The sequence below is a fragment of the Paraburkholderia sp. GW821-FHT02A12 genome, assembly GCF_059422005.1.
Window position 1 is genome coordinate 1,092,139 of the sequence record NZ_JBWKWA010000001.1, and the last position, 14,692, is coordinate 1,106,830.

Genomic DNA, 14,692 nt, shown 5'->3' on the forward strand with positions numbered 1-14,692 from the left:
TCATTCGATCAGCAAGCTAATGAACACCGAGACGTTATCCGCGCCACCTCACACGCTTGTGATTGCGTCGCGAGAAAGCCGCCTGGCCATGTGGCAGGCGGAGCATGTGCGATGTGCGCTGCACAAATTATATCCATCTTGCGACGTAAAAATCCTCGGGATGACCACACGCGGCGATCAAATTCTCGATCGCACCTTGTCGAAGGTCGGCGGCAAGGGCCTCTTCGTCAAGGAACTGGAGAGCGCGCTGGCCGACGGCCTCGCCGATCTGGCCGTGCATTCGCTCAAAGACGTGCCGATGGAACTGCCCGCCGGCTTCGCGCTGTCCACCATCATGGAGCGCGAAGACCCGCGCGATGCGCTGGTGTCCAATGAGTACGATTCGCTTGCCGCGCTGCCGGCCGGCGCCGTGGTCGGCACCTCCAGCCTGCGCCGCGAAGCGATGCTGCGCATGCGTTACCCGCATCTGGAAGTGCGGCCGTTGCGCGGCAATCTGGATACGCGGCTGTCGAAACTCGATCGCGGCGACTACGCGGCGATCATTCTGGCGGCTGCCGGTCTGAAGCGGTTGGGTCTGGCCGAACGCATCCGCGCGTTGCTCGATCCCGAAGACAGCCTGCCCGCAGCCGGCCAGGGCGCGCTCGGCATTGAGATTCGCGCCGATCGCGCCGACCTCGCGGCGTGGCTCGCACCGCTGCATCACGAAGCCACGGCCGCCGCCGTCGAAGCGGAGCGGATGGTGTCGCGTGCGCTCGGCGGCAGTTGCGAAGTGCCGCTCGCGGCCTATGCAAGCTGGCACGACGGCGCGTTGCATCTGCGCGGCATCGTCGCGACGCCCGATGGCCGGCGCGTGTTGAGCGCGCAGGCGTCGGCGCCCGCGCCGAGCATCGAACGCGCGGTCGCGCTCGGCCAGGAGGTGGCGAACGCGCTCGAACAGCAGGGCGCCATGGAAATCGTCCGCGCGCTCAGCGCGGCGAGCGGCCCCGCCGGCGCGGTGACCGGCGAGTGATGGCGGCCGCTATCCCAGGCAACGCATCTTCCTCCGTCGGCCAGGCGGCGTTCACGGTCGTGATTACGCGACCGGCCGGTCAGTCGAGCGAACTGATTTCGCTGCTCGCGGCGGCCGGCATCGTCACGCTGGAGTTCCCGCTGATCGACATCGCGCCTGTGGCAGACGACGCGCCGTTGCGCGCCGCGCTGGCCTCGCTCGAACGCTACGCGCTGGTGGTGTTCGTGTCGCCGAACGCGATCGACCACGCGTTTGCCCGCAGCAACGCGATCTGGCCGCATGCGCTGCCGATCGGCGTAGTCGGCCCCGGCAGCGTGCAGGCGCTCGCGCGCCACGGCGTCGCGGCGCCGGCGTACCACGTCGTCAGCCCGCCTGCCGTGGCCGACGACGATACGGCGCGCTTCGATTCCGAAAGCCTCTTTGCCGCCATCGACACCGCGCTCGGCGCGGCGACGCTCGAAGGCAAACGCGTACTGATCGTGCGCGGCGACGGCGGCCGCGAGTGGCTGGCCGACCGTCTGCGCGAAGCGGGCGCCGAAGTCGAGACGGTGGCGGCGTATCGCCGTCTCGTGCCGGAACCGTCTATCGCCGCGTGGGCGCGCGTGCACGCGCTGCTGGCAGGCGCACCGCATGCGTGGCTCCTCACCAGTTCCGAAGGCGTGCGCAATCTGCACGAACTCGCGCAAGACCATCTCACCGCCGACGAGATCGCGCAGCTGAAACGCGCCACGCTCGTCACGCCGCATCCCCGTATCGCGCAGACCGCGCGGGCATTGGGTTTTGATAGCATTACGGTGTCCGGCGCGGGCGCTGAGCGCCTTGCCCGCGCCTTGCTTGCCGCCGTGCCTCCCGTTGTTCAACCGGTACCGACCAACCCGGCTCATTCACCGGCTAAATCACGCATGACTGAAACGAACGCATCTACGAACGCTTCACCCCAGCCGGCCGCGACCACTGCGTTGCCGCCGAATCAACCCTTCACGCCCTACGAAGCGCAAAAAAAGCGCCGCAGCGCGAGCGGACCGCTGTTGTGGTTTGTCGTCGTGATCATCGCCTGTGCGGCGGGCGTGGGCGGCTATGCGCTCAATCGCAAGGTGGAGCGCGCCGAGCAGCAGCTCGCGCAACGCCAGCAAGCCAACGACGCGCAGACCAACGAACTGCGCGTCAAGACCGATCAGGCGCTCGCCACGGTTCATCAGTCGGACTCGCAGGTCGCGCAGCTCGAAGGCAAGCTTGCCGACGCGCAAAGCGCGCAGCAGGCGTTGCAGCAGCAATACGCCGATCTCGCGCGCAATCGCGACGACTGGACGCTCGCCGAAGTCGGCCAGATGCTCTCGGCAGCGAGCCAGCAGTTGCAGCTCACCGGCAACACGCAACTCGCGCTGTTCGCGCTGCAAAGCGCGGACACGCGCCTCGCCGCTTCGGACGGCGCGCAGGTGGTCGCCGTGCGCAAGGCTATCGCGCAAGACATCGACAAGCTGAAGGCAGCGCCTTCCACCGATCTCACGGGTCTGGCCATCAAGCTCGACAACGCGATCGATCAGGTCGACAGCTTGCCGCTTGCCGGCGAAGCACCGATCGCCCATGCCACGCCAAAGGCTGCCGCCTGGGCCGACACGGCGAAGGTGGCCGCGGCCACCGGCGAGCCGCGCTGGAAAGTGTGGTGGCGTGAAGTCACGAGCGGCATCGGCCAGCAGCTGACCAGCCTCGTGCAAGTGCGCCGCATCGACAACGCCGACGCAATGCTCGTCGCACCGGATCAAGGCTACTTCGTGCGCGAGAATCTGAAGATGCGCTTGCTGTCGGCACGGCTTGCGCTGCTCTCGCGCAACCAGACCACGCTGAAGTCCGACCTGCACGCGGCGGACGCCGCGCTCAAGCGCTACTTCGACAACACGTCCAGGAAGACGCAGACCGTGATCGATCTGGTCAAGCAGGTGGACGCGGGCTCGGCGGCAGTCGAGGTGCCGAATCTGAATACGAGTCTGCAAGCCGTCAACCAATACCGGAGCCGAGGTTAATCATGGCAATCCGGGGACTTCTATGGCTTGCGTTGCTGTTCGCCGTCGCCGTGGTGCTGGCGGTGGTCGGGCGCTTCGACACGGGGCAGGTGCTGCTGGTCTATCCGCCGTACCGCGTCGACATCTCGCTGAATCTGTTCGTGGTCGGCCTGGTGGTGCTGTTCATCCTGCTGTATGCGCTCCTGCGCATCGGGCGCAATATCTGGCGCATGCCGCAGCGTGTGGTCGCGTATCGCGCGCGCTCGCGGGTCGCGAAGGCGCACGCCGCGTTGCGTGACGCGATCGGCAATCTGTACGCCGGCCGTTTTTCGCGTGCTGAAAAAGCCGCGAAGGATGCGCTCACGAATGGCGACAACAAGGGCGCAGCCGGTTTGATCGCGGCCACCGCGGCGCACCGCATGCATGAATACGCGCGGCGCGACGAATGGCTCGCGCAGATCGACGGAGCCGACTGGCAGGACGCGCGCCTGATGGCCACCGCCGACATGCGCGCCGACGGCCGCGACGCGGACGGCGCGCTCACCGCGCTGACCGAAATGCAGTCGCAGGGCGCACGGCGGATTCACGCGCAGCAGATCATGTTGCGCGCGCAGCAGCAATTGAAGAACTGGGGCGAAGTGCTCAAGCTCGTTAAGACGCTGGAAAAGCGCGAGGCGATTCATCCGGCGGTGGCGGTGCGTTTGCGTCAGCTTGCGGCGGAAAACCTGCTGCGCGACCGGCGTCACAATGCTGATGCGTTGCTGGAATTGTGGCATTCGCTGTCGGCCACCGAACGTCATTCGCCGCGTCTCGCCGATCTCGCTGCCGAACTGCTGGTGTCGCTGAATCGTCCGCAGGAAGCGCGCAAGATCGTCGAAGAAGCGCTGGCGCAGAACTGGGACGCGCGTTTGCTGCGCCGTTATCCGGACACCGCCGCCGGCGACGCCTTGCCGCTGATCCAGAAGGCCGAAGGGTGGCAGAAGGAGCGTCCGGAAGATGCGGATCTGCTGTTCGCGCTGGGCCGCCTGTGTCTGCATCAGCAGTTGTGGGGCAAGGCGCAGTCGTTCCTCGAGCACGCGCTGAAACTGGCCGACAACGAGACCTTGAAGATCCGCTCGCATCGCGCGCTGGCGCGTTTGCATGAGCAGCTCGGCGATGCGGATAAGGCGAGCCAGCATTATCGCGAGAGTGCGCTGGCGATGAATGTGGTCTGAGGGTTGCGCCGCACGCTCGGAACGGCGCTACCTGCTCTACGTCATCAACCGGCTTACTTGTCGACCATCTTCGCCGGCACGCTGATCGCCAGCAACCCGCCGAGAATCAGGAACGCCGCCAGCATATACATGCCGGAATCGTTCGCGGCGGTCACCTGTTTGAGCCAGCCGACCGCATACGGACTCAGGAAACCCGCGAGGTTGCCGATCGAGTTGATCATCGCGATGCCGGCCGCGGCGCCGGTGCCCGCGAGGATCGCCGTCGGCAGGCTCCAGAACAGCGGCAGGGTGGTCAGGATGCCCATCGTCGCGAGCGTGAGCGAGGCCATGGCGAGCACCGTGTTGTGTGTCCACACCACCGACAGGATCAGCCCGATCGCGCCGGCAAACGCCGGCAACGCGATATGCCAGCGGCGCTCGCGCGTACGGTCCGCGCTGCGCGATACGAATACCATGGCGACCACTGCCGCCGCGAATGGAATCGCGGACAACAGGCCGATCATGAAGGCATCGGTGACGCCGGTCGTCTTGATGATGGTCGGCAGCCAGAAGCTCACGCCATAGAGGCCCATCACGAACGAGAAGTACGTGAGGCTCAGCATCAGCACGCGAGCGCTCGTCAGCACCTGGCGGATCGGCATGTCGTGCTTGGTGGCTTCTTCGGCCGCGACGTGGCGTTCGAGCAATTGCTTTTCCTCATCGCTCAGCCACTTTGCCTTCGAGATGCGGTCGTCCAGCAGCAGGAACACCATGATGCCGACGATCACCGACGGCAGCCCTTCGAGCAGAAACAGCCACTGCCAGCCGTGCCAGCCGTGCGCGCCGTTGAAGCTCTTCAGGATATAGCCGGATACCGGCCCGCCGATCACGCCGGACAACGCGATCGCCGTCATGAACAAGGTGGTCATGCGGCCGCGCCGGTGCGCCGGATACCAGTAGGTGAGATACAGGATGATGCCGGGGAAGAACCCCGCTTCTGCCAGACCGAGCAGGAAGCGCATCACGTAGAACATCGTCGGCGTGGTGATGAACATGGTCAGCATCGAGATCACGCCCCACGACACCATGATCCGCGCGATCCACACGCGCGCGCCGACCTTGTGCAGGATCACGTTGCTGGGAATCTCGAAGATGAAATAACCGAGGAAGAAAATCCCCGCGCCGAAGCCATACACCGCGTCGCTGAGATTCAGATCGGCGCTCATTTGCAGCTTCGCGAAGCCGACGTTGACGCGGTCGAGATACGCGACCACATAGCAGAGCATCAGGAACGGCGCGAGCCGCCAGGTGACCTTGCGGTAGGTCGCCTCCTCGAACGTGGAAGGCGGCGCTCCCGCGCCGGGGTGGTGGAGCGGATTTGCGGGACTAGCCATGGTGTCTCCTCTTTTCTTGTGTAAATGAAGTACCGCCGTCGATCGATTCTATCTGCGCCGGGTTGTCTGCACGGTGATTCGATACCGGGGGAAAACACTGATTTCGAAGCAGGCGGCGGCTCTCATGCGCGGCCGCCATGCCGGTTAAACGCAGCGCCCGCCGTCGACTTCGAGGCACACGCCGGTGATGAACTCCGCCTCGTCCGAGGCCAGATAGAGGGCAGCGTTGGCAACGTCCTGCGGCGTGGAAAAGCGCCCGAGCGGAATGCCGGCGAGGAAGCGTTTGCGATTCTCAGGCGTATCTTCGACGCCCATGAATTCCGAGAGCAGCGCCGTCTCGCCGATCACCGGATTCACGCAGTTCACGCGAATGCGGTCGGGACCCAGTTCGACGGCGAGCGACTTGCTCGCAATGATCACCGCGCCCTTGCTGCCGTTGTACCAGACGAGGCCCGGCCGCGGCCGCACGCCCGCCGTCGACGCGATATTGATGAAGGCGCCGCCGCCCTGCTCGCGAAAATACGGCACGAATTCCCGCACGCTCCAGTAGATGCTTTTGACGTTGACCGCGTAGACGCGGTCGAACTCGGCTTCGGTGACATCCAGCACCGGCTTGTTGCGATGCGTGGTGCCGGCATTGTTGACGACGATCTGCACGCTGCCGAAGTCTTGGAGCGCGGCCTCGCGCAGTTGCTGCCAGTCTGCGCGCTGCGCGACGTTGCCCGCCACCGCGATCGCTTTGCCGCCGGCCAGCGCGATTTCGCTCGCCACGCGCTCGGCCGCCGCGCCGTTCAGATCGTTGACCACTACGTTCGCGCCTTCGCGCGCGTAGGTCTTCGCGATGCCTTCGCCGAAACCTGAGCCGCCACCCGTGACGATGGCTGTTTTACCTGTCAATCGCATGATGTCTCCGTTGTTTGTTGTGAATGGTGATGCGTGACGCGAAGTGTCTGACGGCGACCTAAGCGTGACCTAAGCGCAACCTAAGCGCAACCTAACCGTGCCGGATCGCGATGGTCTTCAGCACCGTGAAGCCATACAGCGCTTCAAAACCCTTTTCGCGGCCGTGGCCCGAATGCTTGACGCCGCCAAACGGCAATTCGACGCCGCCGCCCGCGCCGTAGTTGTTGATGAACACCTGGCCCGAGCGCAGGCGCCGCGCAAGGCGCATTTGCCGCGCGCCGTCGCGCGTCCAGATGCCAGCGACGAGGCCGTACTGCGTACCGTTGGCGAGCGCGAGCGCTTCATCCTCGTCGGCAAAGGACATGGCGGCGAGCACCGGGCCGAATACTTCGTCGCGCGCCAGGCGGTGCGTGGCGGGCACGTCGCGCAGCAGCGTGGGCGCCTGATAGAAACCGCTTTCCGGCGCTTGCGGAATCACTTCACCGTGTGCCGCCATCGGGATGCCGTCGTGTTGCGCGTCGGAGAGAAAATCCCATACGCGTTGCTGCTGTTTCGCGTTGATCAGCGGTCCGCAGTCGAGATCGGCATGCGACGGACCGACTCGTAACGCGTGGAAGGCGCTGCTCAGCCGGTCGAGTAATGGCTCGTAGATAGCCCGGTCGATCAGCACGCGGCTGCCCGCCGAGCAGGTTTGCCCGGCGTTTTGCACGATTGCCGAGATCAGCACGGGGAGCGCCGCATCGAGATCGGCGTCCGCGAACACGATTTGCGGCGACTTGCCGCCTAGTTCCAGCGTGACCGGTACGTGATTCTCGGCGGCCATCTGCGTGACGAGTTTGCCGGTTTCCGGCGATCCGGTGAACGAGATGTGATCGATACCCGGATGGCGCGCGAGCGCCGCGCCGGCTTCATGGCCGTAGCCGGTGACGATATTCAGCGCGCCCGGCGGCAAACCCGCCTCGGCGGCCAGTTCGGCGACGCGCAAGACCGACAGGCACGCATCTTCGGCCGGTTTGACGACGCACGCATTGCCGGCGGCGAGCGCTGCGCCGACGCTGCGGCCGAAAATCTGCATCGGGTAATTCCACGGCACGATATGGCCGGTCACGCCGTGCGGCTCGCGGATCGTCAGCACCGTGTAGCCGGCTTGGTAAGGCAGCGTTTCGCCGTGCAGTTTGTCGGCGGCGCCGGCATAGAACTCGAAGTAGCGGGCGAGGGCGGCGGAATCGGCACGCGCCTGTTTGAGCGGCTTGCCGGTGTCGCGGGCTTCGAGTTGCGCCAGTTCTTCCTGGCGGGCGGCGACCACCATCGACAGCCGGTAAAGCACGCGGCCGCGTTCGGCGGCGCTCGCTTCACCCCACGCGCCCTCGAAGGCGCGGCGGGCGGCGTGGACGGCGGCGTCGATATCCGCCGCGGTGCCGCGCGCAAGCTGGGTGAACGGCTGGCCGTCCGAGGGATCGAGCACGGCGATCGTCTCGCCGCCTGATGCGGCAACCCATTCGCCGCCGATGAAGTGTTTTGCTTCTTCCATGCATGCTCCTGTGAGGCGCGAACCCGAGGCACAAACCCGAGGTTCACATACCTGATGTTCACAAACGAGAGGCACAATCGAGAGACGCCTGACGATTATCGCGCCGATCCGGCAAAGGGTGCCATCGGCCGATTGGCTATAATGGCGTATCCCGCACTGTCCGGCCGCTGCGCGTTGTTCGACTGGTTCACGTCTGTTGAACGTACACGCGGCTCACGCCGCACCCCGTGTTCCGAATTCCCATCCTGATCAGAGAGCGCTCATGAGCTTCAATCACGTCCCCGCAGGCAAAGACCTTCCGCAAGATTTCAACGTCATCATCGAAATCCCGGCGCAGAGCGATCCGGTGAAGTACGAAGCCGACAAGGATTTGGGCCTGCTCGTCGTCGACCGTTTCATCAGCACCGGCATGCGCTATCCGGCCAACTACGGCTTCATTCCGCAAACGCTGTCGGGCGACGGCGACCCCGTCGACGTGCTGGTGATCACGCCGTTCCCGCTGCTGGCAGGCTCCGTGGTGCGCGCACGCGCGCTCGGCATGCTGCAAATGACTGACGAATCGGGCGTGGACGCGAAGCTGATCGCCGTCCCGCACGACAAGATCTGTCCGATGACGGCCGACCTGAAGTCGATCGACGATGTGCCGGCGTATCTGAAAGACCAGATCAAGCACTTCTTCGAGCAATACAAGGCGCTCGAAAAGGGCAAGTGGGTGAAGGTCGAGGGCTGGGCGGGCATCGAAGCCGCGCACAAGGAAATCAGCGAAGGCGTGGCGAACTACACGAAGTAAGCTGCGTTACACCGGTTGGAAAAAACCGCGCGAGCCTGCAAGGGCCGCGCGGTTTTTTATGGGTCGGTTTTTCATGAGCCTCATATAGCGTTCGATGTGCATGGCCGAATGCCGGTTGAATTCCCGCTTGAATTCCCGCTTGGCTCGGGCGTCCGGCCTGTCCGCCACATAGACAAAATGCATCGGCTGAATGAACTGAAGGCATTTTTATGGCTAGGTGTAAACCCTTATCATTCGCCGCCTGTCGCAGGTTTCCTGTCGTCGGCGTATGAATGCGCTGACGCAGCGCCAATGCGCGTTTTTGGGAGCACACCGTCCGGATGCTGAATCGCAAGTCCAATCCATCGTCGCCACGCTGGTCGAACCGGCTATACGCAATCGTCAACGCTATCTACCGCAAACGGCCGGTTTGGATGGTGTCGTTTTCGACGAGCGAGGCGAGTCTGTCGGAAGGGCTGAGAGCCGCCTGCGCGTCCACGGCCATGCTGGCGGTGGGCAACCTGCTGCACGATCCGACCTTTGCATGGGCGGCGATCGGCGCGTTCTGGACATGTCTCGCCGACGCAGCCGGCTCCAACCGGGCCCGTTTCGCTTCGATGATGGGCTTTGCGCTTCTGTCGACGCTGGGCGGCGGCGTGACCGCGTTCGCCTCCGGTGTCGGGACTTCGCTCGCGGCGCTCGCCATTCTGGTCTTCACGACGCTCGGCGCCTTCGGAAGAATATGGGGCGCGGCCACGTCGCAGGTGACGATTCTGGCCGCGACCGCCTGCGTGGTCATGGTCGACCGGCCGATGCGCGACCTTCGGGAGGGCATGGCGTTTCTGGGCGTCTACCTCGCCGGATGCCTGTTTGCCGTCGTTCTGAGTCTGACCGTCTGGCGCATTCATCCGTTTGGCGCGAGCCGGTCTTCGCTGCGTACCGTGTATCTGCGTCTGGCGGACATTGCCTTCGACAACGCTCGCCTGCTCAAGCAGCGCGCGGCGCCCGGGCAATGGGCCACGCATGCCGCGAAATTCCGCGCCGATGCGCGAGCCGCGCTGGAGCGCTCGCGCCGGGCACTCGCGCAGGTGCCGATATCGAGGACCGGCGGCCGGGAAACCTATGACAATTTCCTTGCCTTGCTGACCGAAAGTGAATCGCTGTTTGCCTATCTGATTGCGGTCTCCGGCGCCTGCGAAAAGGCCCCGAACGACCTGCGGCGCTCGAGCCGGGCGGCTCGGCTGCTGGCTGGGATCGGCAACGTGCTGCGAAGCATCGGTCTCGCCGCCAACGATGGGCAATGGGGGCGCGTGGCCAGCCTGCAACCGCGCTTGCAACGCCTCGCCCGGCGGCTCGAATCCGCGCTGACGGAACCCGTGAAGCTGAAATCCGGCTTCGAACTGGTCGATTTCGCGCCGGCCTATGCGCAGGCCGAAGGATGGTTGGACAGCGCCGCCAGAGTGGCGGCTCAGACATGGTCGACGCTCAAGGCGAACCTGTCGAGTCAGTCTGTCGGCCTGCGCCACGCTGCTCGCGTGGGCGTCACGACGACAGCGGGATTTCTGGTCATACGGGCGCTGGGCCTGCCCTTCGGCTACTGGGCGACGATGGCGACGCTGCTGATACTGCAGCCGTCCATTGCCGCGACGTGGCCGAGGAGTATCGAGCGCGCGGCGGGAAGCATCGTCGGCGGCGTACTGGCGGCCGGCATTGGCTATGCGATTCATTCGCCGCTCGGTATTTCATTCGCCGTCTTTCCGCTGGTGGTGGCGACGATGGCGCTGCGTCCCGTAAGCTACAGCCTCTTTGTTCTATTCCTGACGCCCACCTTCGTGCTGGTGGCCGACTTTGCGACGCCAGGCGCCAACGAATTTTCTTTCGCGCTCACGCGGCTCGGCAATAACGTGCTCGGCTGCGTATTGGCGCTGCTCGCGACGTTCTATCTCTGGCCAACCCGGGAAAAGGTGAATCACCGGACCTTTCTCGCCACAGCGGTGCGGGCCAATCTCGAGTATCTCAGGGCCGCGCTGGCGTACCCCGGCCGCAGCGACAAGGACATGGAACGGTTGCGCAGAGCCGCCGGATTGAGCAGCAATAACGCCGAGGAGGCCATCGGCCGGATTCGCCTCGAAAAACTGGAAGACTCGATGGCCGACACCGTCACATTGACGGTGCTGAGCCTGCTGCGAAAGATGGCGGGCACCGCGGCACAACTGCGCCTGAGTGCGAACCGGCGCGGCATGCACGATGAACTCGGCGCGTGGATCGAGGCGGCGAGCGCCGACATCGAGGCCGCGCTGAATCGAACGCTAAGGCCGATACGGCGCGACCTTCCCGCGCGGGACAGGCTGTCGTCGCTGGAGGCCGATGCGGTAGGAGAGATCGCCCTCATGCATCGGCTGCTCACCGAGCGGATGCGCGAGGCGAGAGGTTAGGCGGAGCGAATGCGCATGCATAAAGCCACGCAGAGCGGAGGTCGTGGTCGCAGTGCGCGCTGCTTCGCTAGGAAGCGCCGACTTCGTCTTCCGCCGCTGCTTCTTCGGGCGCGGGCAAGGGCAGCACCGAATCCAGGGTCCGCAACCCCGCGGCCAGCGCCCGCTTTTTTGTCGGCGACAGACGCTTGACCCAATACTCGGCGCGCGACGCACTCGAGCGGTCCGTCAGCTCAAACGACGCCAACACCTGCACCGGCTTGCGCGAACGCGTATAACGCGCGCCCGCACCGCTCACGTGTTTGTCGAAGCGCGCCTGCACGTCGGTGGCAATGCCGGTATAGACGCTGCCGTCCGAGCATTCGAGCAGATACAGAAACCACGGCATGAGTGTGCTTCAGCTCCTGAACGGATTGTGTTCGCGCAGCTCGTCCACATACGCGTGGATGCTGTTCTTCTCGTTGTCGAGAAAGTGGCCGACCGCATCGGCGAAGGCCGGATGCGCGAGCCAATGCGCCGAGCGCGTCACGGTAGGCAGAAAACCGCGCGCCATCTTGTGCTCGCCCTGCGCACCGCCTTCGAACGCGCCGAGTTTCTCTTCGATGCAGAATTCGAGCGGCTGGTAGTACGCGGTCTCGAAGTGCAGGCAGGGCACGTGCTCGAGCGCGCCCCAGTAGCGGCCGTACAGCGTGCCGCCGGTGTTCGCGTCGCGCTGATAGACCACGAGCGAGCTGGCGATCGGCTTGCCTTCGTATTCGGCCATCACCAGCAGCAGGTTCTCCGGCATCGACGCGCCGATCATGCGGAAAAAATCGAGGTTCAGATACGGACTCGAAAAGTGCTCGCGGTAGGTTTGCCGATAGCACTTGCTGAAGAAACGCCAGTCCGCGTCCTGAATGTCTTCGCCGCGGATCCGGCGCATCGTCACGCCGGCCTCGCGCACCTTGCGGCGCTCGGCGCGGATGTTCTTGCGCTTCTTCTGTTCGAGCGTCGACAGGAAATCGTCGAAGTCGCGATAGCCGTCGTTCAGCCAGTGAAATTGCACGCCTTCGCGTTGCATCATGCCGAGATCGGTCAACGCGTTCGCTTCCGTTTCGGTCGGAAACAGCACGTGCAGCGACGACACGTCGGTCTGCTCGGCGAACGCCATCAGCGTCGCGGCCAGATGCCGCAACGCGTGCGTATCCGCCGCTAGCAGCCGGTTGCCCTGCACCGGTGTGAACGGCACCGCGCACAGCAGCTTCGGGTAATACGGCAAGCCGTTGCGCTTGTACGCATCGGCCCAGGCCCAATCGAACACGTACTCGCCGTACGAATGCCCCTTCAGATAGACGGGCGCGGCCGCCGCGAGCCTGCCTGAACGCGGATCGGTCAGCGTGACGAATTGCGGCGCCCAGCCGGTGTCGGCGACCGCGCATCGGGTCGCGCAGAGCGCGCTCAAAAACTCGTGCCGCAGAAACGGTGTGGGCTGCGGCTGCTGCGCAAGCAGGGCATTCCACTCAGCGGCGTCCACCTCGGAGGGCGACGCCAGAATGCCCGTGCGATAATCAAAGCGTTCCTGGTTCAATCTGTGTGACTGTTTCCAATGAGCGACGCGCAGCGTTGAGCGGTGCGTCGTTCGTTTATCCGATTTGTCCGTTCCGTCGAGCTATCCAGCCGCGGTACTCGCAAGCCGCGTGGCTTGCCTGTCGATCCTGCCATGAAGACCCGAATCGCTCTTGCTCAAATCAATGTCACCGTCGGCGATTTCGCCGGCAATGTCGCGAAGATTGTCGCTGCCGCGCGCGCCGCGCACAACGATGGTGCGAAGCTGCTGATCGCACCGGAACTCGCGCTCTCCGGCTATCCGCCCGAAGACCTGTTGCTGCGTCCCGCGTTCTACACGGCGAGCGCGGCGGCGCTGGCCGATCTCGCCGCGCAACTCAAGCCGTTCGCCGGCCTGCATGTGATCGTCGGCCACCCGCTGCGCGACGCGGCGCACGGCCATGGTAATGCAAACGCGCCGATCGAGCGCGGCGTGCCGCCGGTGGACACGTTCAACGCGGCGTCGCTGATCGTCGACGGGGAAGTGGCCGGCACGTATCGCAAGCAGGATCTGCCGAATACCGAGGTGTTCGACGAGAAGCGCTACTTCGCATCCGACCCGAAGCCGTTCGTGTTCGAACTGGACGGCGTGAAGTATGGCGTGGCGATCTGCGAAGACGTGTGGCATGCGTCGGCTGCGCAAATGGCGAAGTCGGCGGGCGCGCAAGTGCTGCTGGTCCCGAACGGCTCGCCGTATCACCTGAACAAGGAAGCGGTGCGGGTCGACATTCTGCGCGCGCGAATCCGCGAAACCGGCTTGCCCATGGTCTACGTGAACATGGTCGGCGCGCAGGACGAACTGGTGTTCGACGGCGGCTCGTTCGTGCTCGACAGCGAAGGCGAACTGGTCGCGAAGATGGCGCAGTTCGACGAAGGCCACGCGATCGTCGAGTTCGACGGCGCGCGGCCGGTTCCGTCCGCCATTGCGCCGGAACTCTCGCTCGAAGCGCAGGTGTACGCGGCGCTCGTGATGGGCGTGCGCGACTACATTAACAAGAACGGCTTCCCGGGCGCGCTGATCGGCCTGTCGGGCGGCGTGGATTCGGCGCTGGTGCTGGCCGTGGCGTGCGACGCGCTCGGCGCCGACCGGGTGCGCGCGGTGATGATGCCGTCGCGCTACACCGCGGACATCTCCACGACCGACGCTGCCGACATGGCCCGCCGCGTCGGCGTGCGTTATGACGAGATCGCGATCGCGCCGATGTTCGACGCGTTCCGCAGTTCGCTTGCCGGGGAGTTCGCCGGCCGCGCCGAAGACGCCACGGAAGAAAACATCCAGGCCCGCATCCGCGGCACCTTGCTGATGGCGCTGTCGAACAAGTTCGGCTCGATCGTGCTGACCACCGGCAACAAGAGCGAAATGGCGGTCGGCTACTGCACGCTGTACGGCGACATGGCCGGCGGCTTCGCGGTTATCAAGGACATTGCCAAGACGCTGGTCTACAAGCTGTGCCACTACCGCAACCAGACCACCACGTTCGGCAAGCAGAACGTGATCCCCGAGCGGATTCTGACGCGCGCGCCGTCGGCCGAGCTGCGCGAGAATCAGACCGATCAGGACAGCTTGCCGCCGTACGAAGTACTCGACGCGATCATGCGCATGTACATGGAAGAGGATCGCTCGCTCGCCGAAATCATCGCAGCGGGCTATGCGGTCGAAGACGTGAAACGCGTCACGCGCCTCATCAAGATCAACGAGTACAAGCGCCGCCAGGCGCCGATCGGCATTCGCGTCACGCACCGCGCGTTCGGCCGCGACTGGCGTTATCCGATCACGTCGCGCTATACCGAACCGGTCGAGTGAACAGGGCCGCGCGTTAGAACCAACGCTTATGGACATCCCTAAGCGTATCCAAAAGCGCGCGCCGGATTGCCGC

11 protein-coding genes are annotated in these 14,692 nt (G+C 64.8%); 6 read left to right on the forward strand and 5 right to left on the reverse strand.

Annotation, left to right across the window (positions count from 1 at the left end):
* Nucleotides 1-19 precede the first annotated feature (19 nt).
* From hemC to AC07WT_RS04865, 3 genes are read left to right on the forward strand one after another with little or no spacing between them, the layout of a single operon-like run.
* Nucleotides 20-1,009, forward strand: a complete 990-nt coding sequence (hemC, locus tag AC07WT_RS04855; RefSeq protein ID WP_494946245.1) for a hydroxymethylbilane synthase — start codon at nucleotides 20-22, stop codon at nucleotides 1,007-1,009.
* Nucleotides 1,009-3,030 (forward strand): fused uroporphyrinogen-III synthase HemD/membrane protein HemX, encoded by a 2,022-nt coding sequence (gene hemDX, locus AC07WT_RS04860; RefSeq protein ID WP_494946246.1) that lies wholly within the window; start codon nucleotides 1,009-1,011, stop codon nucleotides 3,028-3,030. The genes hemC and hemDX overlap by 1 nt, the downstream gene beginning before the upstream one ends.
* Before the next feature lie 2 nt (nucleotides 3,031-3,032).
* Complete coding sequence (locus AC07WT_RS04865; protein ID WP_494946247.1) at nucleotides 3,033-4,223, forward strand: heme biosynthesis protein HemY; 1,191 nt, start codon at nucleotides 3,033-3,035, stop codon at nucleotides 4,221-4,223.
* A 53-nt stretch (nucleotides 4,224-4,276) separates the two neighbouring features.
* Here AC07WT_RS04865 and AC07WT_RS04870 read toward each other — a convergent pair whose 3' ends face one another.
* The 3 genes from AC07WT_RS04870 to AC07WT_RS04880 form a co-directional block, all read right to left on the reverse strand.
* A complete protein-coding gene (locus AC07WT_RS04870) occupies nucleotides 4,277-5,596 on the reverse strand; it encodes an MFS transporter (RefSeq protein WP_492594069.1) in 1,320 nt (439 codons plus the stop codon).
* Nucleotides 5,597-5,740: 144 nt separating this feature from the next.
* Nucleotides 5,741-6,499 (reverse strand): SDR family oxidoreductase, encoded by a 759-nt coding sequence (locus AC07WT_RS04875; RefSeq protein WP_494946248.1) that lies wholly within the window; start codon nucleotides 6,497-6,499, stop codon nucleotides 5,741-5,743.
* Between the two features lie 91 nt (nucleotides 6,500-6,590).
* The gene (locus AC07WT_RS04880) at nucleotides 6,591-8,030 is read right to left on the reverse strand and encodes an aldehyde dehydrogenase family protein (protein WP_494946249.1); all 1,440 of its coding nucleotides are present in this window, start codon (nucleotides 8,028-8,030) and stop codon (nucleotides 6,591-6,593) included.
* A gap of 262 nt (nucleotides 8,031-8,292) precedes the next feature.
* Here AC07WT_RS04880 and ppa point away from each other — a divergent pair, with 262 nt between their 5' ends.
* Both ppa and AC07WT_RS04890 read left to right on the forward strand, forming a co-directional pair.
* A complete protein-coding gene (ppa, locus tag AC07WT_RS04885) occupies nucleotides 8,293-8,820 on the forward strand; it encodes an inorganic diphosphatase (protein WP_492594066.1) in 528 nt (175 codons plus the stop codon).
* Between the two features lie 320 nt (nucleotides 8,821-9,140).
* Complete coding sequence (locus AC07WT_RS04890) at nucleotides 9,141-11,234, forward strand: FUSC family protein (RefSeq protein ID WP_494946250.1); 2,094 nt, start codon at nucleotides 9,141-9,143, stop codon at nucleotides 11,232-11,234.
* Nucleotides 11,235-11,301: 67 nt separating this feature from the next.
* On the opposite strand, the gene AC07WT_RS04895 is transcribed toward AC07WT_RS04890, so the two are convergent.
* Nucleotides 11,302-11,619 (reverse strand): GIY-YIG nuclease family protein, encoded by a 318-nt coding sequence (locus AC07WT_RS04895; RefSeq protein WP_492594064.1) that lies wholly within the window; start codon nucleotides 11,617-11,619, stop codon nucleotides 11,302-11,304.
* A gap of 9 nt (nucleotides 11,620-11,628) precedes the next feature.
* On the reverse strand, nucleotides 11,629-12,798 hold the full coding sequence (locus AC07WT_RS04900; RefSeq protein ID WP_494946251.1) for a GNAT family N-acetyltransferase: 1,170 nt from the start codon (nucleotides 12,796-12,798) through the stop codon (nucleotides 11,629-11,631).
* 132 nt (nucleotides 12,799-12,930) lie between these two features.
* On the opposite strand from AC07WT_RS04900, the gene AC07WT_RS04905 reads away from it, so the two are divergent.
* The gene (locus AC07WT_RS04905; protein ID WP_494946252.1) at nucleotides 12,931-14,619 is read left to right on the forward strand and encodes an NAD+ synthase; all 1,689 of its coding nucleotides are present in this window, start codon (nucleotides 12,931-12,933) and stop codon (nucleotides 14,617-14,619) included.
* Nucleotides 14,620-14,692: the final 73 nt, after the last annotated feature.